21 protein-coding genes and 1 pseudogene are annotated in these 24,483 nt (G+C 63.2%); 11 read left to right on the top strand and 11 right to left on the bottom strand.

The features are described 5' to 3' along the window. Positions 1-200: 200 nt before the first annotated feature. Positions 201-911, top strand: coding sequence for a ribonuclease III (gene rnc / locus OH491_RS21990; RefSeq protein ID WP_068772408.1), 711 nt, complete (start codon positions 201-203; stop codon positions 909-911). 221 nt (positions 912-1,132) lie between these two features. Here rnc and OH491_RS21985 read toward each other — a convergent pair whose 3' ends face one another. Then, positions 1,133-1,744, bottom strand: coding sequence for a hypothetical protein (locus OH491_RS21985; RefSeq protein ID WP_342750694.1), 612 nt, complete (start codon positions 1,742-1,744; stop codon positions 1,133-1,135). 361 nt (positions 1,745-2,105) lie between these two features. Then, complete coding sequence (locus OH491_RS21980; RefSeq protein WP_068772410.1) at positions 2,106-2,639, bottom strand: hypothetical protein; 534 nt, start codon at positions 2,637-2,639, stop codon at positions 2,106-2,108. 288 nt (positions 2,640-2,927) lie between these two features. On the opposite strand from OH491_RS21980, the gene OH491_RS21975 reads away from it, so the two are divergent. Then, positions 2,928-3,878: a class II fructose-bisphosphate aldolase gene (locus OH491_RS21975; RefSeq protein WP_068772411.1), complete on the top strand. Its 951-nt coding sequence runs from the start codon at positions 2,928-2,930 to the stop codon at positions 3,876-3,878. 410 nt (positions 3,879-4,288) lie between these two features. Here OH491_RS21975 and OH491_RS21970 read toward each other — a convergent pair whose 3' ends face one another. From OH491_RS21970 to OH491_RS21945, 6 genes and pseudogenes are all read right to left on the bottom strand, one after another. Continuing rightward, positions 4,289-4,879 carry an STAS domain-containing protein gene (locus OH491_RS21970; protein ID WP_342750693.1) on the bottom strand — a complete coding sequence of 197 codons (591 nt, stop codon included), beginning with the start codon at positions 4,877-4,879 and terminating at the stop codon, positions 4,289-4,291. A 184-nt stretch (positions 4,880-5,063) separates the two neighbouring features. After that, a pseudogene (locus OH491_RS21965) lies at positions 5,064-7,761 on the bottom strand (aconitate hydratase). A gap of 222 nt (positions 7,762-7,983) precedes the next feature. Next, positions 7,984-8,457 carry a redoxin domain-containing protein gene (locus tag OH491_RS21960; RefSeq protein ID WP_068772413.1) on the bottom strand — a complete coding sequence of 158 codons (474 nt, stop codon included), beginning with the start codon at positions 8,455-8,457 and terminating at the stop codon, positions 7,984-7,986. 446 nt (positions 8,458-8,903) lie between these two features. Continuing rightward, complete coding sequence (locus tag OH491_RS21955) at positions 8,904-9,683, bottom strand: hypothetical protein (protein WP_342750692.1); 780 nt, start codon at positions 9,681-9,683, stop codon at positions 8,904-8,906. Between the two features lie 92 nt (positions 9,684-9,775). After that, positions 9,776-10,579, bottom strand: a complete 804-nt coding sequence (locus tag OH491_RS21950) for a hypothetical protein (RefSeq protein ID WP_145929047.1) — start codon at positions 10,577-10,579, stop codon at positions 9,776-9,778. After that, positions 10,563-11,120: a hypothetical protein gene (locus OH491_RS21945; protein WP_145929048.1), complete on the bottom strand. Its 558-nt coding sequence runs from the start codon at positions 11,118-11,120 to the stop codon at positions 10,563-10,565. Before OH491_RS21945 ends, OH491_RS21950 begins: the two co-directional genes overlap by 17 nt. Here OH491_RS21945 and tyrS point away from each other — a divergent pair. The 3 genes from tyrS (at position 11,037) to OH491_RS21930 (ending at position 14,271) form a co-directional block, all read left to right on the top strand. Next, the gene (gene tyrS / locus OH491_RS21940; protein WP_068772415.1) at positions 11,037-12,332 is read left to right on the top strand and encodes a tyrosine--tRNA ligase; all 1,296 of its coding nucleotides are present in this window, start codon (positions 11,037-11,039) and stop codon (positions 12,330-12,332) included. The two genes, OH491_RS21945 and tyrS, sit on opposite strands and share 84 nt — an antisense overlap. A 41-nt stretch (positions 12,333-12,373) precedes the next feature. Further along, on the top strand, positions 12,374-12,967 hold the full coding sequence (locus OH491_RS21935) for an NAD(P)H-dependent oxidoreductase (RefSeq protein ID WP_068772416.1): 594 nt from the start codon (positions 12,374-12,376) through the stop codon (positions 12,965-12,967). Between the two features lie 137 nt (positions 12,968-13,104). Then, positions 13,105-14,271: an RsmB/NOP family class I SAM-dependent RNA methyltransferase gene (locus tag OH491_RS21930; protein WP_068772417.1), complete on the top strand. Its 1,167-nt coding sequence runs from the start codon at positions 13,105-13,107 to the stop codon at positions 14,269-14,271. Between the two features lie 192 nt (positions 14,272-14,463). Here the strand turns inward: OH491_RS21930 and OH491_RS21925 are convergent, their stop codons facing one another. Then, on the bottom strand, positions 14,464-16,578 hold the full coding sequence (locus OH491_RS21925) for a heavy metal translocating P-type ATPase (RefSeq protein ID WP_342750691.1): 2,115 nt from the start codon (positions 16,576-16,578) through the stop codon (positions 14,464-14,466). 382 nt (positions 16,579-16,960) lie between these two features. On the opposite strand from OH491_RS21925, the gene OH491_RS21920 reads away from it, so the two are divergent. Next, the gene (locus OH491_RS21920) at positions 16,961-17,380 is read left to right on the top strand and encodes an HD domain-containing protein (protein ID WP_068772420.1); all 420 of its coding nucleotides are present in this window, start codon (positions 16,961-16,963) and stop codon (positions 17,378-17,380) included. A 7-nt stretch (positions 17,381-17,387) separates the two neighbouring features. Next, complete coding sequence (locus tag OH491_RS21915; protein WP_068772421.1) at positions 17,388-18,158, top strand: hypothetical protein; 771 nt, start codon at positions 17,388-17,390, stop codon at positions 18,156-18,158. Between the two features lie 178 nt (positions 18,159-18,336). Here the strand turns inward: OH491_RS21915 and OH491_RS21910 are convergent, their stop codons facing one another. Both OH491_RS21910 and OH491_RS21905 read right to left on the bottom strand, forming a co-directional pair. Continuing rightward, positions 18,337-19,266, bottom strand: a complete 930-nt coding sequence (locus tag OH491_RS21910) for a type II toxin-antitoxin system VapC family toxin (RefSeq protein WP_145929049.1) — start codon at positions 19,264-19,266, stop codon at positions 18,337-18,339. 44 nt (positions 19,267-19,310) lie between these two features. After that, positions 19,311-20,303: an SCO family protein gene (locus OH491_RS21905; protein WP_068772423.1), complete on the bottom strand. Its 993-nt coding sequence runs from the start codon at positions 20,301-20,303 to the stop codon at positions 19,311-19,313. A gap of 179 nt (positions 20,304-20,482) precedes the next feature. On the opposite strand from OH491_RS21905, the gene OH491_RS21900 reads away from it, so the two are divergent. The 4 genes from OH491_RS21900 (at position 20,483) to pdhA (ending at position 24,478) form a co-directional block, all read left to right on the top strand. Beyond that, entirely contained in the window at positions 20,483-21,634 is a 1,152-nt protein-coding gene (locus OH491_RS21900; RefSeq protein WP_068772424.1) for a COX15/CtaA family protein, read from the top strand. Continuing rightward, entirely contained in the window at positions 21,631-22,623 is a 993-nt protein-coding gene (cyoE, locus tag OH491_RS21895; RefSeq protein ID WP_334319628.1) for a heme o synthase, read from the top strand. The genes OH491_RS21900 and cyoE overlap by 4 nt, the downstream gene beginning before the upstream one ends. After that, positions 22,620-23,054, top strand: coding sequence for a DUF420 domain-containing protein (locus OH491_RS21890; RefSeq protein ID WP_068772425.1), 435 nt, complete (start codon positions 22,620-22,622; stop codon positions 23,052-23,054). Before cyoE ends, OH491_RS21890 begins: the two co-directional genes overlap by 4 nt. Positions 23,055-23,317: 263 nt before the next feature. Continuing rightward, a complete protein-coding gene (gene pdhA / locus OH491_RS21885; RefSeq protein WP_084442582.1) occupies positions 23,318-24,478 on the top strand; it encodes a pyruvate dehydrogenase (acetyl-transferring) E1 component subunit alpha in 1,161 nt (386 codons plus the stop codon). Positions 24,479-24,483: the final 5 nt, after the last annotated feature.

The raw sequence follows: 24,483 nt of genomic DNA, 5'->3' as shown, positions 1-24,483 counted from the left end.
TTCGTGAAGTCCCCGGCTTCCCTCTGGAATCCGGCCGGTTCGCGCAGGCAAGGATGCCTGCGCTACGAACGCTGCCGCGTCTCCTTTGCCGGCCATGATGCCGGAGTATCACACCCGCCGAGCTGTCCTTTGAGATTTGGTGCTTCGAGTTTTTGGGATTTGGCCTTTTGGGATTTGGGATTTTAATTCCGTATTTCTCCGTGTCCCTCGAATCACTTCAGCAACGCCTCGCCTACGCCTTCCGCAACCCCGCGCTTCTCGAATGCGCGCTCACGCATCCGTCCTATTTGCAGGACAACCCCGACATCGCCGAAAGCAACCAGCGCCTCGAATTTCTCGGCGACTCCGTCCTGCAACTCGTGCTGAGCGAAACCCTTTTCCGCGTTTTCCCCGGCGACCGCGAGGGCGCGCTCAGCCAGCGCCGCTCGCTGCTCTCCAAGGGGAAATTTCTCTCCACCCTCGCGCGCGAAATCGACCTTTCCGCCCACCTCCGCCTCGGCATCAGCGAAGAGCAGGGCGGCGGGCGCAATCGCGATTCCTCGCTGGAGGACGCGATGGAGGCGCTCATCGGCGCGATTTATCTGGACAGTGACCTGCCCGCCACGCGCCGCGTCGTGCTCGGGCTCATCGGCTCGCTGCCCGACCGCATCGCCGCCGAGCAGCCTGCCGACAATCCCAAGGGTCGCTTGCAGGAGCATGTGCAGCCCGGGCATGGCAACAATGCGCTCCGCTACGATGTCACGCACATTTCCGGCCAGGATCACGCCCGCGAATACGAGGCCGTCGTGCGCCTGAACGGCGAGCCGCTCGGCACCGGCCGCGGCACCTCGAAAAAAGCCGCCGAGGAAGCCGCGGCCCGCGAGGCGCTGGAAAAACTGCAAGGCGGCGGCGAGGCCGCCGCCGCAGTTTAAGTTGAAAGACTAAGTTTAATACCAATTCCGAACGAAATTCACCCTTTTGGAGGGCCGAGCTCCTGCGAGGCCGTCGCGGAAAACATCGCGTATCACCGCGACGGCCTCGCAGGAGCTCGGCCCTCCAGCAAAAGCCGCCGCCCGATTTTGGGCAGGCGCGCGGAACAGGGACCGCCCAAACTTAAACTTTCAACTTAAACCGCCCCCGGCTTCGCCGCCGCTCATCGGCGCGTCCAGTATCGCAGCGAGGCAAGCATGAAGTTTTCCAGCGCGGCGGACTCGTTCAGGTTCAGGCGCAGGAGCCCGGTCGCATGCTCCAGTTTCTTGATGGAATCGGTGAGCGCGCGGGTGGTGGCGGGGGCGTTGGCGTTGAGCCGGGGCAGGGCAAACGCGCGGGTGGCCTGTTCGATCTCGACAAACAGGCGCAGGCGGAGGTCGTTGGCGATGCCCGTCTCGATCGCCACCTCCTCGTCTTCCTTGATGTCGGGAGGAAGTTCGGTCTTTTGTTTTTTCCAGACCTCCTGCGTGGCAAATTCGAGGATCGCGCCGAAGCGGGAAGTGAGCCCATAGACCGCCATGAGGCTGTCGGCGGCGGCCCGTTTGTCGGCGATACCTTCCGCGAGGCGCGCGAGCCACGCCGTGTAATCGGCGAGCCAGGCCGCCCAGCCATCGGGCGCATACGCCGTCCCGGAAACGGGAAACCGAAAGGTGAGGCAACGGCTGCGGATGGTGGGCAGCAATGCGTAGGGACGCGTGGTGAGCAGCAGGAGCGTGGTGTCGCCGGGCGGCTCCTCCAGCGTCTTGAGGAAGATGTTCGCGGCGGCGACGTGCATGCGGTCGCATTCGTGGATGACGGCGAAAAGACAGGTGCTCGCGCGGGCGCGAAACGCGCGCTGGACGCGGACGTGTTCAGGAGGCGATCGGCGATGGCGTTGGCGACCAGCGTGAGCGTGTCGATGTCGCCGCCGGTGAGCAACAGGCTGTGCGAAAGACGGCGGCGGGTGATCGCCCGCTCGATGACACGGATGGAGGGCGTGTCGGCGAGGGCATCGGGCCATGCGAGGGTTTCGGACTGGGTGGCGGACATTTTGGAAGATGAGTGGAATGGTCTGCTCGATTGGCCGCAAGGAATGAAAACAAAGCGTTTTTTCCCCACCCGCGTTTACCGGCGAATGGAAAATGCGCGTCCCCTGCTCAGGAATGCGCGGCTTTGGGCGGCGTCTTTTGCAGTTCGGCTAGGCGTTCGCGCGCTTTTTCGAGGTTGTGGTTCAGCTTGACGATGAGTTCCGCCAGGTCGGTGTAATACACGCTTGTTTTCAACGACGACTCGGAGCGGCCGAGTTCGAAATGCCGCCGGGTCATCTCGTCGAGCTTGCCTTGGTGGGCGGCGATGTCGCCGGCATATTGGGCGATTCTCAACTCATAGCCCCGCAACAGGACCTGATAGGGCGTGAGTCCGTCGATTTGCCGGCAGGCAAGCGCGTGGACCGCGTCGGTGCCGGAGGCGGCCTTGTCGAGAATGATGCGCGTCCGAAACGCGCCCACGCAGTCCTCGAACTCCTGCATTTGCTCGCGCGAAAGCTGCCGCGCGAGCCGGGAGGTCGCGCTGGCGAAATCAGCCGGCGTGGCGGTGGACAACGGGGATTGCCAAGGGTCCGCCGGGGCGCAACCGGCAAGCCAGAGACCAAACAGCGCAATGACGGGAACGACAAAATGAGGCAGGCGCATGATGCCGGAGCATGACCCAGAAGACGCAGGCATGGCAAGGACAGGGTTGCCAGCGCGCGTACGAATGCATTGTTCCTCAACAGAAATGGAAAAAATAACACAATATATTATATTACAATGCATTAAAAATAAATAGACTATATTCATTTCAAAGAAAAGTCTCCCTATTCGCTTCTTTCACCCATTTCTGTTTGCGCGGATTTTGCCATTTCTTTCATCGCACGCGAAAAAACCTTGTCGGTCCAAACCCTCAAAGGGTATCCTGCGCTCCCTTTATCCTCATAAACCATGATCGTCACAACCGCGCAGCTCTTCAAGCACGCCTATGGCAAATACGCCGTTGGTGCTTACAATATCAACAATGCCGAGCAAACGATGGGCCTCTTCAAGGGAGCCATCGCCTCCAAAGCCCCTTTCATCATCCAGATTTCCAAGGGAGCACGCAAATACACCGACAAGCTCATGCTTGAAGGCATGATTCGCTCGGCCGACACGATCTTCCCCGAGGCCATTTTCGCCGTCCACCTCGACCACGGTGACGAGGAAACCTGCTACGACTGCATCAACTCCGGTTTCTACAGCTCCGTCATGATCGACGCCTCGCACGATCCCTTCGACAAGAATGTCGCGATCACCAAGCGCGTCGTTGAGGCCGCGCATGCCAAGGGCATCTCCGTCGAGGCCGAACTCGGCCAGCTCGGCGGTGTCGAGGAAGACGTGAAAGTCGAGGATGGCCACGCCACCCTTACCGACCCGAAGGAAGCCGAGGATTTCGTCAAGAAGACCGGCTGCGATTCCCTCGCCTGCGCCATCGGTACCTCGCACGGCGCCTTCAAGTTCAAGGGCAAGCAATCGCTCCATTTCGATGTGCTGGAGAAGATCAAGGCCCGCCTGCCCGGTTTCCCGCTCGTCATGCACGGCTCGTCTTCCGTCCCGCAGGATGAGGTCAAGCGCATCAACGCCGCCGGCGGCCAGATCAAGGACTCGGCCGGAGTGAACGTGGAAGAGTATCTCCCGGCCGCCAAGCTCGGCGTGACCAAGATCAACATCGACACCGACGGACGCCTCGTGTGGACCCGCGTGCACCGCGAATTTTTCCGCGACAAGCCCGCCGATTTCGACTTCCGCGCCCCCGGCAAGGTTTACATCGAGGAATACGCGAAGTTCATCGCCAGCCGCAACCAGCTCCTCGGCAGCGCCGGGCAGCTCGACGACCTTCGCGCCAGCCTCAAGAAATAATTTAGGGTTTTTTGGGCCATACAAAATTCCCGCCAGCGCGTTCCAATTTTTTGGAGCGCGCTTTTTTTGCGCTGTTTTATTTTTCCAACATCGTCGAAATCATGCTCAATCCATTTATAGCTAATCAATTAAAAATACATTCAATATTTTGAGCACTTTTGGATTCGTCGCGTCTATCTCCCCGTAGTCAGCATCGTTCATCAGGGAACGATACTTGTTTGTAGTTCTTACGGTTTGCTTGGTGTTAGGTCATGATGGCCATCCTTTTCAGGGGTGGCCATTATGTTTTTTATGGAGGAATGAGGCGCGCCATTCGCCGCGAATCCGCGCGATGCCAACCCCGATGATTTTTGGCGCTGGCGAGGACGGCCTCCACCTGCAAAACGTGGTTTCTTCGGAAACGCGGCGGTCTATTTGCGGCCGACCTTGTTTTTCAGGAACGCGAGGACGTCTTGGAATTTCTCGCGGTTGGCCTCGTCGGTCATCACGAGGTTTTCGTGCGCCTCCAGCGCCAGCCTGGCATCGGTGAGCGCGCTGCGGGCGGGTTCGGTCAAAGGCTGCGCCGGCTGGCCGAAGCCCATCTGGAAATCGCCGGCATCGACCGTCGCCAGATGATGCAGGCCGAGGTTGCGAATGAGTTCGAGATTGCGCGGGGCGATGCGCGCGAGGACGAGGCTGCCGGGCGGATTCAGCCTGCGCAGGCGCAGTCCGGCGCCGGCCAGCACGCCGAGAAACGTGCTGTCCATGCTGTCGCAGCGCTGAAAATCCACCACGAAACGGGCGTGGCCCTCGTTGATGCCGGCCAGCACGCCGAGAAACGTGCTGTCCATGCTGTCGCAGCGCTGAAAATCCACCACGAAACGGGCGTGGCCCTCGTTGATGCGTTGTTCAAAAAAATCGCGCACGCAGCCGGAGTTCTGGAACGAGGCGCGGCCTTCGATCCGGATGATGACCGGATCGGAATAGGCATCGACCAGAAAGACAGGTTTGATGGCGGACATGAATGCGGATGCGAAAGACGCGGCATTGTCGCCATCGTTCCCCATTCCCCGCCTTTCTTTTCCTCTTCATTCTTTCTCTTTCGCCAGAATCTTCCGGGAGCTGAAGCCCGGGATGAGGAGAAAGAGGAAAGAGAAAGAATAAAGAGGAAAGAAGGGCGGACGGGAACGACGGCGGCGCGCGGTGTCAGTTCTTGCTCACGATTTGGCGCAAGACATACGGCAGGATGCCGCCGTGCTGGTAGTAATCGATCTCGATGGGCGTGTCGATGCGGCAGCGCACGGAAACGTCCTCCACGGCGCCGTCCTTGCGCATGATCCTGAGCGTGAGGTCCTGCTGCGGCCTGATGTTCGAATCGAGTCCCAGCACGTCGTAGGTTTCGGTGCCGTCGAGCTTGAGCGTCTGGGCGGTGGTGCCGTCCTTGAACTGGAGCGGCAGGACGCCCATGCCGACGAGATTGCTGCGGTGGATGCGCTCGAAGCTTTGGGCGACGACCACCCTCACGCCGAGCAGGTTGGTGCCCTTGGCGGCCCAGTCGCGCGACGAGCCCGTGCCATATTCCTGGCCGGCGATGACGATGAGCGGGATGCCGTCCTGCTGGTAGCGCATGGCAGCGTCATAGATGCTCATTTTTTCGACCTGCACGGTGGCGGGCGGCGTGACGATGGGGGCTTTCTGGACCTCGGCGTCGAAGGCGAGCGGCGCGGTCCTTACGTAAAGCGTGTTGCCGCCCTCCTCGCCGCCGAGCATCAGGTTCTTGATGCGGACGTTGGCGAAAGTGCCGCGGGTCATGACGCGGTCGTTGCCGCGGCGGGAGCCGTAGCTGTTGAAATCCTCGAAGGCGACGCCGTGCTCGATGAGATACTGCCCGGCGGGGGAGGTTTTCTTGATCGCGCCGGCGGGCGAGATGTGGTCCGTGGTCACGGAGTCGCCGAAAATGCCGAGGGCGCGCGCGCCTTTGATCTCGCGAATGGTGCCGGGTGCGAGGTCGAAATTTTCAAAGAAAGGCGGCTCCTGGATGTAGGTGGAATCGGCGGCGAAGGCGTAGGCGTCGCCGGCGGTGGCGGGGATTTCGTTCCACTTCGGGTTCTGCGCGGCGAAGTCAGTGTATAATTTTTTGAATACATCGGGCTTCAGCGCGGTCTGCATCTGGTCGCGGATCTCGGAGAGCGTGGGCCAGATGTCGCGGAGGTAAACGGGCTGGCCGTCGGCGCCGGTGGCGATGGGATCGGCGGTCATGTCGATGTCCACGCGGCCGGCCAGCGCGAAGGCGACGACGAGCGGCGGCGACATGAGGAAGTTGGCCTTGATGTTCTGGTGGACGCGGGCCTCGAAGTTGCGGTTGCCGGAAAGGACGGAGGCGGCGACAAGGTCGTTTTTCACGACGGCCTCCTCGACCGGCGCGGCGAGCGGGCCGGAATTGCCGATGCAGGTGGTGCAGCCGTAGCCGACGAGGTTGAAGCCGAGCTGGTCGAACCGAGGGATTGGAGGTGTTGGTGCAGCTCGTGATGGCGGCGATGAGCACGCTGCCGTGGCCGATTCTGGCGGTGGCGCCGTTGGTGTCCGTGTCACCGGCGCAGGACGGGCACTGGTCGAGCGCGACCTCGGCTTTCACGGTGGCGAGGTCGGCGGCTTTTTTCCCGAAACCGGCCTCGGCGACAGGCCGCGAAAAGGCGCTGACAAATTCTTCCTTCAACGCCGGAAGCTCGATGCGGTCCTGGGGGCGTTTCGGGCCGGCGACACTGGGAACGACGGTGGCGAGGTCGAGCGAGAGGTCGGTCGAGTAATCGATGTCGCCGCGCCGCGGGATGCCCCAGAGGTTTTGGGCGCGGTAGTAGGCCTCGTAGAGCGCGAGGTGCTTTTCGTCGCGGCCAGTGGAGCGCAGGTAATTCACGCATTCGGCATCGACGGGGAAAAAGCCCATCGTGGCGCCGTATTCGGGCGCCATGTTGGCGATGGTGGCGCGGTCCACGACGGGAAGCGCGGCGGCGCCGGGGCCGTAGAACTCGACAAACTTGCCGACGACCTTGGCCTTGCGGAGCATCTGCGTGATGGTGAGCGCGAGGTCGGTGGCGGTGACGCCTTCGCGGAGCGCGCCGGTGAGGTGCACGCCGACCACGTCGGGCGTGAGGAAATACACGGGCTGGCCGAGCATGCCGGCCTCGGCCTCGATGCCTCCGACGCCCCAGCCGACGATGCCGAGGCCGTTGATCATGGTGGTGTGCGAGTCGGTGCCGACCAGCGTATCCGGATAATAAATACATCCCTCCGGCGAGCCGGCGGTCGCGGCGTCCGGGAGCACGCCCTTGGCGAGGTATTCGAGGTTGACCTGGTGGACGATGCCGATGCCGGGCGGGACGACCTTGAAGGTGTCGAACGCCTGCATGCCCCACTTGAGAAACTGGTAGCGTTCGCGGTTGCGCCTGAACTCGATGTCGAGGTTGCGCGCATAGGCCTCGGGCGAGCCGGCCACATCGACCTGCACGGAGTGGTCGACCACGAGATCGACCGGCACGAGCGGCTCGATGATCTTCGGGTTCTTGCCCAGCTTCGCCACCGCGGCGCGCATGGCGGCGAGGTCCACGAGCAGCGGCACCCCGGTGAAATCCTGCAACACGATGCGGGCGACGACGAAGGGAATCTCCTCCGTGCGCGGCGCCCTGGCCCCCCAGCCCGCGAGTTCGCGCACGGCCTGCTCGGCGACGCGTTTGCCGTCGCAGTTGCGCAGGAGCGATTCGAGCACGAGCCGGATGGAGACCGGCAGGCGCGACACGCGGCCCACGCCGGCCGCCTCGAGCGCGGGCAGCGAGTAGAAACGGTGCCGCTCGCCGTTGGCGGAAAAGCTCTGGAGGGTGTTGAAAGGGTTCGGGAGGTGGCTGCTCATGAGGTGGCTGCGAATGGTGTCAGGTCGGATGCTGGTGTGCGGTTGTTGATGCGGTTGGTGGTGTGCTGTTGGATGGATGGAATGCGCAAGGGTTAAAAATCCCAAATCCCAAAATTCCAAATCCCAAAAAAATCCAAAATTTCAAAATCCCAAAAACAGGCAACGAGCACACTTCGTATTTTGGGAGATTTTGTGATTTCGGGATTTTGGGATCTATCATCTTTACTTCGCCAGCGCCGCCTTGATGGCCTCGAAGTGAGGCAGGTCTTTCGGCGTGGGCGTTTGCTCGGCATACTTGACGACGCCGTCCTTGCCGATGACAAACGCGGCGCGCGCGGCGGTGTCACCGATGCCGGCCAGCCCCGGGAAAAGCACGTCGTATGCCTTGATGACGGTTTTGTTCAGGTCGCTGGCGAGCGTGAGCTTGATGCCGTTGGCCTTGGCCCAGGCTTCCTGTGCGAACGGGCTGTCCACGCTCACGGCGATGACGCTGGCGCCGAGCGCCTCGTAGTCGGAGAGGCCGCCGGAGGTGTCGCACATTTCCTCGGTGCACACACTGGTGAACGCGAGCGGGAAGAAAAGCAGCACGGTCTGCTTTTTGCCGAAATTGTCACTGAGCTTGATGTCGCGGAGACCGTCGGCGGTCTTGGACTTGAGGACGAAATCAGGAGCTTTGGAACCGACAGCGAGTGGCATGATGGATACAGGATTTGAGTTGAGAAGGCGCGGATGGAAAACCCGCTTGAACGAGCCTCCTGTTTTAGAGGACAACCGGCTGGTTATTCAAACCGTTTCTGCCCAATAGAAGCGACGATTCTGGCGCGGCGCCAAAAATCATTAGTTTTTCTCACATAAGACGAAGCAATGCGCCGGCGCATGCGGCCTGTTGGGAAACTGTCTCAACTCCATCCCGAGGATGGCCGGGTTTGGCCCCGAAGCCGGCCATGAGTGCCTCGGGATAAATCTCTGCGAGGCCTGCCACCAAACCCGAAGCGTTTGGCCGGGATGCACGGCGTATCCACCCAAAGTCTCATTTTGGAGGGACGGCCTCTGTGCCGTCCGTTTCGTGACAGAAGGACGGCACAGAGGCCGTCCCTCCAAAAAACAGGAACCGCGAAAGCCTGAAAAGGGTTCGGAGACGTTCAGTTCTTCAAATATTTCTCCAATCCCGGATATCGCTCGCAGGCTGTTTCCACGTTCGGACACGGAAAAGTTTGTTTTATTGGGCCGACTTTGGTTGTTCTCTCCTCGGTGACAATGATTTTGCCATCGGTGATTTTATCCCCGGAGTATTCAAAAGTTACATTTAACTTTTCAGCCCCGTAACCGCTGAATAAGGAGTCAAACTGCTTGACGGAAAAATGATCAAACGCAGGAAGGCGATCAGCTCCCAAGTGGCCCTGCATCATGTCCATGAATTTATCGTAGTAACCGACGCCATTTTCATTTGGTGGAATTTCGATCGAGGTTTTATGAGGCTCCCTTGTCACACGCGACCGGTCGATCATTTCAGTTGTCATCTGCCTGCGAAGCGCGCGGATATTATCCTCAATCTCCGAGACCTGATCATCCGTAAGATCAAAAAGCTCTTTGAAATTCGAATTAAATTTGCCCCATTCGTCGACAATGGGAACGGATATGTTTAATTTTTTATTTTGTTTCAGTTCATCGAGCAACAGGAGGCGGCCCAAGTTTGGGTATTGTTTCAATGCCTTCTCATCGACATCGACGATGGTGTCTGCCGCGGCTTCGATTGCGGCGTATGCCCCATTGGAAATGAATGCGGGCACCCTTCCTTTTTCCGATGAAGAGATGATTCCACTTTGGGAAGATGCATTGGACGATTCCATGCCATACCATGCCAGGACGCCTGATGCGCCTATAAGCAGGCCAACGGCAAGCGGTAATATTCTTAGTTTCATTGAATGAATATCTCAATTCTGATCCATGGGCATATTTCAGTTTTTTGCATGGAATTGATCCATCGCAGGAACTTACGCAGATCAAAATGCAGCTAGTGCTTAATAATGATTTTTTCGAATCCTCCAAATCTTTCCTTAAATTCCTCAATATTTTTCAAAGAATACCATTCCGAGGCATATCCACCGCCACTTGTTGTGTGTTCCGTTACATTTATTTTCCCATCCGACAGATGATTTCCTGAAAAATTGAGTTCAATGGTCCTGTATTCAGATCCAAAGCCATCAAACAATCTCATGACCTGCTTGTCGGCCAATTGGACAAAGCCGGGAAACCGGTCCGAGCCCAATATGGATTTCATTGTGTCCATAAATTTATCATAGAATGCGGGGCCATCCTCCATGGGAGGAATTTTTATTGTTATCAAACCGGGCACCTCGGAGATTTCCGCCTTGTCAAGCGCCGCCGCGGCAAATTCCTCGCGCAGCGTGCTTATTCTGCTTTCCACATCTTTGACTTCGGCATCGGTAAGACCGAATAGCTCTTTGAAGCTTCGTCCAAATTTTCCATTCCGACCAATAATAGAGACGCCGATGTTGAGTTTTGGATTGCGCGTCAATTCGCTTAAAAAATCCAGGTGCTGAAACCGTGAAGGGGCGTCAGGCTGTGTGTCCTGCCGAATGCCACTGCCTTCTTCGCCCTTCCGCTGGGAATATTGATCTTTTGAGAAATTTTGATTCCGCGATTCGACAGGAATAGGCTGTCCCTGCCCGACTTCCTGATATATTCTTTTATATTTTATAATGGAGACTATTATAAAAGTAAGCATGGCACCTGCAATAATACCAAATAGAAGATTCTGAACAGATGACGATTTGAGATTATTGTTGTGTCTCATTTTTCCAGATCTCCCTTTTGTCGTCGTCAGGCATGTCAGAGCCCGCCAAGGCATGCTTCACCTTGCAGGCCGGCGGCAATGGCATGATTGGTTTCCAATTGTTCGCGGTCTCTGCAAACGGCATATAACCTTTCCCGCCGGTTGCATTGCCGATGGAGCGATACGGCCGCCGCAATAACAAGACCATGCCCGCGTGAAGTGCATTTCGGCGCAATGACTTTTTTGGAGATGCCTTGGGTAAAATGCATCGGGAAAAGGAAAAGCGGCTTTTTTGAAAAAGAAGTGATTCATTTGGCACAAATTCAAACAAAACGGACAGTCCAAATATCCCGTGCTTTTCCTTCTGCGTGAAATCCGGGCCAGCAGCCGTGACGCGGCCTGAATTTCCACGGCCACACCCGTTCCTCAGCCTTTTCTTGCCCTTCCCCGCGCCGTGCGCTTCGCTGTTTGGTTTCCCATGAACCTGATCGAAGACCTGAAATACCGCGGCCTGCTGGCCGACTGCACCGACGAAAGCACGCTCGCCGAGCGTCTCGCGCAAGGGCCGGTCACGTTGTATTGCGGCTTCGACCCCACCGGCGATTCCCTCCACGTCGGCCACCTCATGGGCCAGCTCACCCTCCGCCGTTTCCAGCTCGCCGGGCATCATCCGCTGCCGCTCGCCGGAGGAGCGACCGGCATGATCGGCGATCCTTCCGGCCGCTCCTCCGAACGCAACCTCCTCACGCCGGAGCAGCTCGCGCACAACGTCTCCAGCATCACCCGCCAGCTCTCGCGCCTCCTCGATTTCGAAGCCCCCGCCAATCCCGCCCGCATCGTCAACAACGCCGACTGGACGGTCGGCGTTTCCTTCCTCGATTTCCTCCGCGACGTCGGAAAGCACTTTTCCGTCAACATGATGATCGCCAAGGACAGCGTCCGCTCCCGCATGGAAGGCGACACCGGCATCAGCTACACCGAGTTCAGCTACATGCTCCTCCAGGCGCATGACTTCTACCACCTGCGCAAAACCCTGGACTGCGAACTCCAGATCGGCGGCTCCGACCAGTGGGGCAACATCACCGCCGGCACCGACCTCATTCGCAAAAAACTCGGCGTCCCCGCCTGGGGCTGGACCTTCCCGCTCATCACCAAGGCCGACGGCACCAAGTTCGGCAAGACCGCCTCCGGCGCCGTCTGGCTCGATCCCGAAAAAACCAGCCCCTACAAGTTCTACCAGTTCTTCGTCAACACCGAGGACAGCATGGTGATTCCCTACCTGAAGAAATTCACCTTCCTCGCCCGCGACGAAATCGAAACCCTCGCCGCCGCGCACGCCGCCAACCCCGGCGCCCGCGAGGCCCACCGCGCCCTCGCCCGCGCCGTGACCACGCTCGTGCACGGCCAGACCGTTTGCGACGACGCCATCCGCGCCAGCCAGATCATGTTCGGCGGCGGACTTGAAGGCATCGGCGAAGCCGTCTTCCAGGATGTCGTCGGCGAAATCCCCACCAAGGACATCCCGCGCGCGAAGCTGGAGGAAAAAACACCCGCGGGCGCGACCGGCGCCCCGCTGACGGACCTCCTTGTCCACGCCGGCCTCAGCGCGTCGAAAGGCCAGGCCCGCAAGGACATCGAGGGCGGCGGCATTTATATCAACAACCAGCGCGAGACCAGCGGCGCGCGCGCCGTCGCCAGCGACGCGCTTTTGTTCGGGAAATATCTCCTCCTGCGCAAAGGCAAAAAATCATACGCCGTGCTGCGGGCGGTGTGAGCATCCAGCCGGACCGCCAGAGAGAAATCCAAGCCATTACCATGCAGATATCCATCATACTGGGGCATCCCGATGCCAGCAGCTTCAACCATGCGATTGCTAAAGCGGCGGTTGAGGAATTGGAGCACCGCGGCCATACCGTATGCTTTCACGACTTGTATGCGGAGCGTTTCGATCCACTGATTACCAAGGACGAATTTTCGCGCGACGCCCGCCTCCCGCCGGAAATCCAGAAACATTGTGAAGAACTGAAAGCCGCCGACGGCATCATTGTCGTTCATCCGAATTGGTGGGGCCAGCCCCCGGCCATACTGAAAGGATGGATCGATCGGGTGGTGCGCCCCGGGGTGGCGTATCGTTTTCAGGAGAACGACTCGGGCGAAGGCATTCCCGTCGGTCTGCTGAAAGCCCGGCACGCCGTGATCTTCAACACCGCCAACACACCCGCGGCGAGGGAGGCGGAGGTTTTCGGCGACCCGCTGGAGCGTCTTTGGAAGGATTGTGTGTTCCGTTTCTGTGGAATCAGTGCGATCCAAAGAAAAACCTTCTCGGTGGTTGTCACGAGCAGCCTGGAACAGCGCACCGCATGGCTGGCGGAAGCGCGAAGCATCCTTGCGGAAACATTCGGCGGGTAGAACTATGAGGAAAACGAAAAGCCCGCAGTCGCCGCCAGTTCCTCTTTGACCGCCATCCCTGCCAGCCCGCCCAACTTTTCAGTCTTCAGCTTGTCATACAGCGCCTCGTCCGGCACAGCCCTCAAGCCTTTTCCACCTTGGACACCACTACGCTCAATCACACCGCCCGCGTGCTCGGCACGCTCACCCGCGAACTTCCCGCCGACGCGGCCCTGCGCCGTTATCTCGCCGATGCCCGCCGCCTCGGCCCCGCCGAAAAACGCGCCGTCAGCCACGCCTTCTTCGCCTATTTTCGCTGGCTCGAATGGCTCGATCACCGCGAGTCCGCGCAGAAACAAGTCGGGCAGGCCATGCACCTCCACGAGCGCTTCGCGCACGACCCCGCCAGCGTAAAACCCGAGGCGCTCGCCGCGCGGGCCGTTCCCGCATGGGCCCGCGACGAGGTCGCTTTCCCCTTGGAAACCCTCCGCCAGCTCCAGCGCGATCCCGTCCTCTGGCTCCGCGCCCGCCCCGGGCAGGCCTCGCAACTTGCCGCCGACCTCGGCCATTGCACACTCGCCGCCGAACACCTCGCCTCGCTCGTCTCCGGCGATTCGCCCGCCGCGCACTTTGCCTTTCCGGTGCCGAGCGCCGCGTTGCTCTACACCGGCGGGCAGGACCTTTTCCGCACGCCCCAATTTCATAACGGTCTCTTCGAAATCCAGGACCTCGCCTCGCAACTCGTCGGCCTCGCGTGCGCCCCGCGCCCCGGGCAGACTTGGTGGGATGCCTGCGCCGGCGAAGGCGGCAAGGCCCTCCACCTCGCCGACCTCATGGACAACAAGGGGCTCCTCTGGGCCAGCGACCGCTCGCACCGCCGCCTCCAGTTGCTCCGGCGCCGCGCCGCCCGCGCCAAAATCTACAACTACCGTGGCGAGCATTGGGACGGCTCCGCCAAGCTCCCGACCAAGACCAAATTCGACGGCGTCCTCGTGGACGCGCCGTGCAGCGGCCTCGGCACCTGGCAGCGCAACCCGCACGCCCGCTGGACGACCACGCCCCGCGACGTCGCCGAACTCGCCGTCATCCAGAAAAACCTTCTCAACCACGTCGCCCCGAACGTGAAAGCCGGCGGACGCCTGCTCTACGCCGTCTGCACGCTCACGCGCAGCGAAACCATCGCCGTTGCCAACGCCTTCACCGACGCGCATCCCGAGTTCGAACCTGCGCCCGTCTTCGCGGAATCCGGCGAACACCGCCTCACGCTCTGGCCGCACGCGCTCAACGCCAACGGCATGTTCATCGCCGCCTGGCGCCGGAAATAGCCCGCCGTCCCATGCGGCGCCCAAGGGCGTTTGGGATTAAATTGCCGCCGGGATCGGAATTTGGAAGGACGGCCTCCATGCCGTCCGATTCGGTGGAGCGAAAGATAAAGAGGAAAGAAGAAAGATCCCAAACCGGACGGCACGGAGGCCGTCCCTCCACCTGTCAGACACTCACGGCCTTTTCCCAACGCCCTATCGCGCCCCGCGCAACGCGCTCACCGACACCACCACGCTCGACACGAGCATGAGCAACGCCGCCGCGACCGGATGCAGCCAGCCCGCCGCCGCCAGCGCCATGCCCGCGATGTTGTAGCACGACGCGAAACGCAAATTCCAATGCACGCTCCGCCGCGTCGCCCGCGCCGTGCGCACCGCCCTCGGCAGGAAACGCAAATCCGTCCCCGCGAACACCGCGCCCGCCGACGCGCGCGCGAGTTCCGCCCCGCCGTTCATCGCGATCGAGGCATGCGCGGCGCTCATCGCCGCGGCGTCATTCACGCCGTCGCCCAGAAACGCCACCACCCGCCCCGCCGCGACGAGTTGGCCGACCCGCCGCACCTTTTCATCCGGGCTCAACCCGGCCCGCACCGGCAGCGGCAGCCCGGCCTTGTCCCCCGCCGGATCACCCGTGAGCACCTCCGCCGCCAAACCCAATGCGCGCAATTCCTCCACCGTCTCCGCCAACCCGTCGCGCCATTTTTCCTCCAGCACGATCTCCGCCGCCAATTCCCCGTCGGCAAAAACAAACACCACCTTCCCGCCCTCCTCCTTCCGCCCGCCTCCTTCTTTCTCCTTCCTCTTTCTTCTTTCCTCGTTCTCTCCCGCCTCCAACTCCTCCCCCAGTTCCCACTCCCCCACCCCGATCTCCGTCACCACGCCGCCCGCGTCACGCACCTCCGCGATCACCCCGCGCCCCGCCACCACCCGCCGCGAAACCAGCCCCGGCATGAGAACGCCGGTCCGCCGATCGTTTTTCTCCTGCCGGCTGCCGCCCGGAAGTCCGGCGTTCTCATCCCGCACTGCCCTCGCCACCGGATGCGCCAGACCCTCCTCCGCCGCCAGCACCGCCGCGCGCAACCACGTCGCCCGTTCCGCCCATCCCTCCGCGATCCGCCACTCACTTGCCTTGAGCGTCTCCGCCGACAGCGTCCCCGTCTTGTCGAAGCACACAAAATCCGTCCGCCCCAGCGCATCCAGAAAATCCCCCGTGCGCGCCACGAGCCCGTGCTCCGCCAGCCTCGCCAGCCCGCCCCACACCGCCACCGGCGTCGCCAGCCCCATCGCGCAAGGGCACGCCACCAGCAGCACCGCCATCGCGTTGAACAACGCCCGCTCCCACGGCGCGTCCGAAAAAAACATCCACCCGCAAAATGTCGCCACGCTCACCGACACCACCAGCGGCAAAAACCACGCCATCAACCGGTCCGCCTGCTGCTGCAACACCGACGGCGCCAGCCGCGCCCCCTCCACCGCCGCCAGAATCCCATCCAGCCGGCGTTTTCCCCCGCCCGCCGCCTCCGCCTCCACATCGAAGGACCCGTCCACCGAAAACGTTCCCGCCAGCACGCGGTCGCCCGGCCCGCGCGACACCGGACGCCACTCCCCCGTCATCGACGTTTCCCGCACAAAGCCTCGCCCCCGCAAAATCCGCCCGTCCACCGCGATCGCTCCACCCGGCGCCACCCGCACCACCGCGCCCGGCCTTACTTCCGCCACCCGCGTCCGCCGCACCGCGACGCCCGCTTGCATGACGCCGCCCTCCCCCTGCGGTTCCCCCTCCCCGCCCGCCTCCCGCACCACGTCGCAAAACTCAAACCGCTCCCGCGTCTGATCCACCGCGCGCAACGCCGCCAGCCGGCTCCGCGCCCCGAGCATCTTTCCGGTCGTGTGCACCACGATCAACACCGCCACCACCTCGTAATAAACCGAGCCCGTTCGCGTGAACGTGCTCACCAGCGATCCGCCCAGCGCCCCCAGCAGCGTCACCAGAAACAACAAATCGATGCTCACCCGCCGCTCCCGCGCGCTCCGCCAGGCCGAACTCATCAAATCCCGCCCCAAAAACACCAGCGAACCCAGCGCCGCCGCCACCAGCACGCCATGCACAATCCCATACGCCCACCCGTCGATCTCGGAAAGATTCACCGCCAGGCTGAACACCATCGCCTGCCCCGCGACCAGGCAGCCCGCCCCGATGCGCAGCCACGCCCGGTCCACCAGCGCCTGGTCGGCCCGCACGCCCGGCTCTTCCGCCGGCAACGCGGCCACGCCCCCGCCCGCCTGCACATTGTTTCCGGCGTTGCTCATCTCTTATGGAACATGGCACCGTGCCCGGCGTCGCATATCCAGTCAACGCTTCCAACCCGGGCCTCCTCATTTTAGCCAAAAACTGAATTGAACCATTAAAATAGGCACAGAGGACACGGAGCGCTGACACAGAGTTCACGGAGGCGCGCAAGTTTCCGGCCAGTCTCACGCAAATCATCTTTTAATGAAATAAAATGTTCGGTTTTAATAGCCACAAAGAGGCGCAAAAGGCACAAGATCGAGTGTTTTTCTTGTGCTTCTTGTGCCTCTTTGCGGCTATTTTAGTGATTCCCTTCGCAAAAAATCTTCATCCGGCCGGACAGTCCTCCGTGTCCGAGCTCCGTGAACTCTGTGTCTAAAACAGACCAACCCCTAAACGATAATGAACCCGCCGCCTGAGATCGCCCTCGCCGCTGACATCGCCCGCCGCGCCCACCTCGGGCAAACCCGCAACGACAACATCACCCCTTACGCCGCCCATCCCGAATCCGTCGCCCGCCGTCTGCGCGGCGAGGACGGCACCGTCATCGCCACCGCTTGGCTGCACGACGTGCTTGAGGATACCGCCGAGACCGCCGCCACCCTGCGCGCCGCCGGTGTGAGCGACGCGGTCATCGACGCCGTCCGATGCATGACCAGGCAACCAGGCGAGCCCTACGAGGACTACCTCAAACGCGTGAAAGCCCACCCGGTCGCCCGCAAGGTCAAGGTGGCCGACATGCTCGACAACCTCAACGATTCCCCCGGCGAAAAACAAATCCTCAAATACGCCAAAGGCCTCCTCTTCCTGCTCGACAACTAATCCCGCCATGCGCTCCTCCTCCCTCCGTTTTCTCCCCGGCTTTCGGCCCTCGGTGCCCGGCCTCCTCCTCGGCCTGCTCATTTCCGCCGCCGCCCTGCGCGCCGACGCCCCCGCCAGTTGCGTGATTGTCGTCCCCGTGGAAAGCCAGCGGCTCACGCCCACCGCCATCGCGCTCGTGCAACCCGCCGACTACGTGTGCGCCACCATCGAGGTGACCAGCCGCCGCAAGGACACCGCGGGGCAAGTCGCGGACATCCGCGAAACCATCGACCTTCTCGCCAAGGCCGTTGACAAATCCCCCCGCCTTTCGCTCCACACCGGCCCGCTCCGCTTCTCGTCGGCCGAAACCATCACCGCCCGCCCGCTCTACCCCGCCGCCGGCGGCGCACCGTGGGCCTTCTCCAATTTTTCCAAATCCTCCGCGGACCCCTTCACCCCCGCCCGCTTCGTCGTGCGCATCCTCTGGAAAATCGCCGCCGCCGACCATGACACGCTCGATGCCTCCGCCACCATCCGGCAGTTTGCCGACACATTCAAGCCCGCCGGCCAGGCCGAGGTCCGCCTCGCCCGCCTCGCCCTCGCCGTCGAGTCCCCCGAACGCCAGCGCCAGCGTCTTCTCCAGCTCATCGGCGACAGCGCCGATGCCATGAAGAAGACATTCGCCGCCTCCGCCGTCTCCATCGATGGACTCGAAGGCCCCGTCCTCGTCCGTCAGGTGGACGACACCCAGGTGGAACTTTTCATCGACTACAAACTCAGCGTGAAGACCGGAAGCTAAGTGTTGGCAGAGGTTGCGCGGACGGTGCGAGGGATTGCGTGGCATGGGCGTCCCCGCCCATGTGTCCGGGGGTTTGCGGCGCGGAGCGCCGTCCACGGGCGGGGACGCCCGTGCCACACGACCCGCCCTGCCTCGCGTTAACCTCTGTTAACAAAATAGAATTAGGTTTGGTTTTTTATCACCGCACCTCCATCTCGAACGGCGCAAACACATCCTCCGCCCCTCCCGTGTTCACCTGCGCCCAGACCACATAACGCCCCCTCTGCGGTATCGTTATTTTGAATACAAGCCCGCGCTCCGGCGTCGTCACGCCCGCATCCATCGGATGCAGATGCGCGAATCCGCTGCGCGCCTCGTCAAAGGCCACCAGATGGGCCGGCGCCCCCATCACCGGACGCAGCTCCGCCGCCCCGCCGTCCGCGCGCGACACGCGAAACACCAGTTCCGCCTCCTCCCGCGCCCGCACCGGAGCCTTTCGCGGTGTCAGCTCAAACACAAACCCGTCGCGCTCCACGCGCATTTCCCCGCCCTCCCCCAAGTCCGTCCGCGGCGGCCCGAGTTCCGGCTGGATCGCTTCTGTTGGGGTGTGCCCGCCGCCGTCTCCCGCGTCCGCCACCTCCAGGTCCGCGCTCGCATAAAGCCCGCGTCCGGTCGCCGCGGGAATGAAGTCTCCAAAAATCCGATACACACCCTCGCGGCGCGGCGTGAACTCGAACTTCCACCCGCCTTCGCGTCCGCTGTCATCCCGCTCCGCCGGCTCGGGATGCACGTGCTGATAATCCTCCAGCGACGGATCGACGACGAGCAGGTGCAGCAGCCGCGTGTGCGCCTCGATCAAGTCGCGCGGGCCGATCGGCTTTCCGCTGGCGGTGGTCAGCGCGAGCGCGCAGCGGACGCGCCCGCCCGCGCGCGCCGGCCCGTCCGTCGCCACCGTCATGCTCACCGGCGAGCGCACGGCGGCGACCGGGATGAATTGCGGGTTCGCCGGATCGCACAACTCGATCCCCCCGCGCTCCACCCGGAAGTCCCCGTGCGACAAATTCGTGCCCGTCGGCAGCGCGCGCATCGCCAGATAAAGCGCGGCCGCCCCCAGTGTGATCAGCGCCACTTGGGTCCGGACCAGGATCGCCCCGCGGCTCCCGCCTCCGGCGCTCACACCCCGCCTCCCTGGGCGGACTGGCGCCGGCCCGCCATTCCGCGCGTCGCCGTCGCCGCCTCGTCCGGTTTCCGCATCTTCTCCACAAACTCGCGCGGTTCCCACTGACTGCCGTCCGCGCGCCAGATGATGCGTCCGTTTTCATCGATCAACAATGTCGCCAAGGTGTGGTTGAGCAGTTCGCCCTCCAGTTTCGTCAGCACGCCAAACTGGGCGAGCAGGCTCTTGATGGCCGCGTCCGGGCCCGTGAGAAAGCTGTAGTTGCCCGTGTCGATGGCGCGCTGGATGGCATATTCCTTCAGCACGCCCGGCGTGTCGTATGCCGGATCGAGCGAGATCGAGACCAGCTCCAAATCGGCCACGCCCACCTCGGCCGCGAGCCGCTGCGTCTGCTGGAATTTCGCCACCGCCAGCGGACACATGGTCGCGACCGGGCAGCGCGTGAAAATGAAATTCAGCATGACCTGCCGGCCGCGAAACCGCGCCGCCTCCACCACGCGCCCGTCCTGGTCGAGCAGCGCGAACGCCGGCGCCAGCTCGCCCACCTCGCGATAGGCGGCGCGCCCGCGGATGGCCGTGTCCTGCGCGAGCGCGCGCGACGCCGCGTCCATCGTCGCGCGCGAGGCCTCGTCGTCGGGCCAGATTTTTTCCAGCCGGAAGTCCCCGCCCTCCGAAGTGACCAGTTCGGCGCGGATGCGCTGCCCGACCTTTGCGTTGGCCGCGTCGCCCACCGACACGGAAAACTCCATCGTCATCGCCGGCATGAACCCGGGGATCTCGTCGTGTTTCACGCGCAACGTCCGGTGCTCCCGGTCCACCGCGAGAATCACGCCCGTGAGCGGATAACGCTTCTCGTTCGGATTCGCCGCCTGCGCGTCCGGGCCGGATGCGCCGCGCGCCACCGGTTCGTTTTTCGGGGCGCACCCGCCCGCGAAAACCAGCGCCGCCGCGCAACAAAGCACGGCCCTCGTCATTTGATAAAATTTCATGCAATTGGCGTTTCCCGCAACGAATCCATTGTCAACGGAATCGCCAGTCGTAGGTTGCGCCCGCCGCGTCTTTCACAGACGCCTCACACAAAATTTTGCCTTCGCGACCGCGCGATTCCCCTGCCGCGCGCCGCGCCGTCCCGATTCCGCCTCGCTCGCACCCAGCTTTCACCGCAGCCATGAGCACTCCGACAGCCAGCCCCGCCGCCGCCCGCGCGCGTCCTCCGCGCGGGCGCCGCGCGTTCCGCCACCGTCCCGCGCTCGCGTGGTTCGCGGCGCTCGGCAGCGCGTGGGTGTTTGTGCTCGTCACGCTCGGGGCGTTCACCACCAGCATCGGCGCGGGCATGGTGTTTGCCGACTGGCCGCTGTCCAACGGCTCGCTCAATCCCGAGGGCTGGCTCGCCGATGCCGCCATGTTCGCCGAGCACTCGCACCGGCTTTCCGGCGCGACCATGGGCCTGTTCACGATCGTGCTCGCGGCGTGGCTTTGGCTCGTCGAGCCGCGGCGCTGGCTGCGTGCGCTCGGCGGCGGCGCCCTGGCGCTCGTGGTGGCGCAAGGCGTCATCGGCGGCCAGCGTGTCACGCTCGACGCGCTTCACCTGCCCGGCGTCGCCATGTCGGTCGGCCAGATGCTGCGCATCCCGCACGGGATTCTTGCGCAGGTTTTTGTGTGCGTCCTCTTCGCCATCGCCGCCGCGCTCTCGCGCCCCTGGATGGCGCGCGACGCGGGCTTTGGCTCCGCGGCTGATGCGAGGAGCTCCGGCCCGGGCGCCAAGGGAAACACCGGCGGGCAAACCGTGCCGCCAAACCTTCGCCGCCTCGCCCTCGCCGCGCTCGCGCTTGTGTTTGTCCAGCTCGTCGTCGCGGCCGCCATGCGCCACAATCACGCCGGCCTCGCCATCCCGACTTTCCCTCTCGCCGCCGACGGCGGCCTGCTGCCCGCGCAATGGGATTTCCGTGTCGCGCTGGCCTTTGCCCATCGCGCGCTGGCCGCCGCGCTCGTCATCGTGCTGCCCTGGCTCGCCATCGCGACCTGGCGTGAACCCGCCGCGCCGCGCGGGCTGAAGCGTCTCGCCGCCGCCATGCTCGTTCTGCTTGCCACGCAAATCGCGCTCGGCGCGTTCACGGTCTGGACGATGCGTGGCGCCTACGTGGCCACCGCCCATGTCATCAACGGCGCCGCCGTGCTCGCGACCGTTTTCCTGCTCGCCTGGTGGCTGCACCGCGAACGGATCGAACATCGCGCGGGCTGGCGGCCCGAGCCCGGCGCAAAGACGCCCGCGCCGACGGGCGAAACCGCCGCGACCGCCCGCCTGGCCTCCTCGCCATGACACCGCCCGTCCTGCATCATTCCCTTGCCGCCGGCGCGCGCGTGCATCTGCCCACAGTCGCGATGCGGCACACGCGCGCGGGCTTTGCCGATTACCTCGAACTCACCAAGCCCCGCCTTAGTTCGCTCTCCGTGCTGACCACCGTCGTGGGCTATTTCGCCGCCCGGCCCGTGTTTGACGGCGCCCTGTTTTTTGCGTTGCTCGCGGGGACGGCGGCATGCGCGGCGGGCGTGGCCGCGCTCAACCAATGGATGGAGGCCGACACCGACGCGCTCATGCGGCGCACCGCCGCGCGCCCGATTCCCGGCGGGAAAATCGCCACCGGCACCGCCTTCGTCATCGGCTGGGCATTGTGCGCGGCCGGGCTTGCGCTGCTCTTTGCCCGCGTCACTGGCGGCGCGGCGTTCTTTGCCCTCGCCACCATCGTCGCCTATCTCGCGCTCTACACCCCCGCCAAGCGCCGCTCGCGCTTCTCCACCGAGATCGGCGCGGTCGCCGGAGCCTTTCCGCCGCTCATCGGCTGGGCCGCGGTCCCCGGCGGGGACGCGGCGCTCGCGTGGGTGTTGTTCGCCATCCTGTTCTTCTGGCAAATCCCGCACTTCATGGCCATCGCGTGGACGCACCGCCGCGATTACGAGGCCGTCAATTTCCCGATGCTCGCCGTGCGTGACACGACAGGCGGCCGTGTCGCCGCCTGGTCGCTCGCCTGCACCTTCGCCGTCGCGGCGGCCGGTCTCGCGCCCGCGTGGCTCGCGCTGGCCGGCCATGAAAACGCGCGGGGACATGCCGGGACTTCCCTCGCGATCATCGCCGCCTACGCCATTGTCGCGCTCGCCCTCGGCGCCTGGTTCACGAAACGCGCCCTCGCCTTCCGCCGCCCGCCCGCGGGCCAAACCCGCGAGACCGCCGCCCGACGCCTGTTCTTCGCCTCCATCGCCTGGCTCCCGCTCCAGCTCGCCGCGCTTGTCGTCCTCCGCCTGCTCGCATGACCCTCCACGACATCCCCGCGCTCAACGCCGCCCTCAACGGCATCGCCACGCTGTTCATCGTCACGGGCTTGGTGTTCATCAAGCGCGGCAATCGTTCCGCGCACCGCGCCTGCATGCTCGCGGCCGGCGCGGCCTCGGCCGTGTTTTTGGCCGGCTACGTCACGCACAAGGCGCTCATGCGCGGCGTGCACACGCCCTTCGGCGGGGAAGGCCCGATCCGCGCGATCTACTACACGATGCTCCTCACCCACATCGTGCTCGCGATGGCCATCGCATGGCTCGTGCCGCGCACCTTCGCGCTGGCGATCAAGGGGCGCCACGAACGCCACCGCGCCTGGGCGCGCTGGACATTGCCCATCTGGCTCTATGTCTCCGTGACCGGCGTCCTCGTTTATTTCTCCCTGTATCAATGGTGGCCAGCCCGCCCGTAAGGCCCGCCGGGCCGCCGCCTTCCCGCCCGGCGAGCGTATCCAATGATGGAATACATTTTTGGCGGCCGGCGCCGGCATTTTCCGGACGGCGTTTTTTTCCACGTGCCAGCCTCCCCGCCACTTTCACATCTTTTTCGGCAAAAATTACCGGGACTCTTACCATGCATCGTCCTCGTGCCGGACAATGCACTTGATTTATATCCCCCACGACAAAAACTAATAGCCCGCAAACCACTCGCAGCCGCACCACTTCCCGATTTCCCGTGAGCAAAAAGAAAACCGACGCCACTCCCGAAAAAAACACCGCCGCCAAGGCAGCGCCCGAAAAGACCGGCTCCGCGTCCGCCATTTCCGCCACGCCTCCCGAATCGGTGAGCGCCACCAGCGCCAGCGCCGCCGCGCCCGTCAACGCCGCCCTCTCGGCCGACGAACGCGTCGAGCTTTACCGCCGCATGGTGCGCATCCGCCGCTTCGAGGAACGCTCCCTGCGCGCCTACCAGTCCAAGAAAATCGGCGGTTTCCTCCACCTTTACATCGGGCAGGAGGCGGTCGCCGTCGGCTGCTGCTCGCTCATGGGCAAGGACGACCACGTCATCACCGCCTACCGCGACCACGGCCACGCCATCGCCGTCGGCATGGACACCAAGCCGCTCATGGCCGAGCTCTACGGCAAGGTCACCGGCTGCTCGAAAGGCAAAGGCGGCTCGATGCACTACTTCGACCCGACGCGGAATTTCTGGGGCGGCCACGGCATCGTGGGCGGCCAGGTCCCGCTCGGCACCGGCCTCGCCTACGCCATCAAATACCGCGGCCTCAAGGGCGCGGCGATGGCCTTCATGGGCGACGGCGCGGTCAACCAGGGCGCCGTCCACGAGGCCTACAACCTCGCCTCGCTCTGGGACCTGCCCGTCATCTTCGTCATCGAGAACAACGGCTACTCCATGGGCACCTCGCAGGCCCGCTCCTCCGCCGGCGAACTCGCCACCCGCGCCGCCGGCTACGACATGAAATGGGAGGTCATCAACGGCCACGACCTCTACGAAGTCCGCGCCAAGATGGACGCCCTGCTCCGCCGCGCCCGCGAGGAGTCCAAGCCCGCCGTCGTGGAAATAAAAACCTACCGCTACCGCGGCCACTCCGTCGCCGATCCCGACAAAACCTACCGCAACAAGGCCGAGATCGAGGAATACCAGCGCACGAAGGACCCCATCACGCTCTTCCGCACCATGCTCCTCGCCGAAGGCCACCTCACCGACGAACTCGTGGACAAAATCGATGCCGAAGCCCGCTCCGAGGCCGACTTCGCCGCCGACTTCGCCGAGGCCAGCCCCTTCCCCACCGCGGACGACATCCAGCGCGACGTTTACTGGGAAGCCGACAATCCCGCGCAACGCGTTTCGGGCGGACGGCTCTTCTTCAACTAAGCCCA

This window comes from Termitidicoccus mucosus (assembly GCF_038725785.1).
Taxonomy (GTDB): Bacteria; Verrucomicrobiota; Verrucomicrobiia; order Opitutales; family Opitutaceae; genus Termitidicoccus; species Termitidicoccus mucosus.
This window is presented reverse-complemented; position numbering and strand designations above follow the sequence as displayed.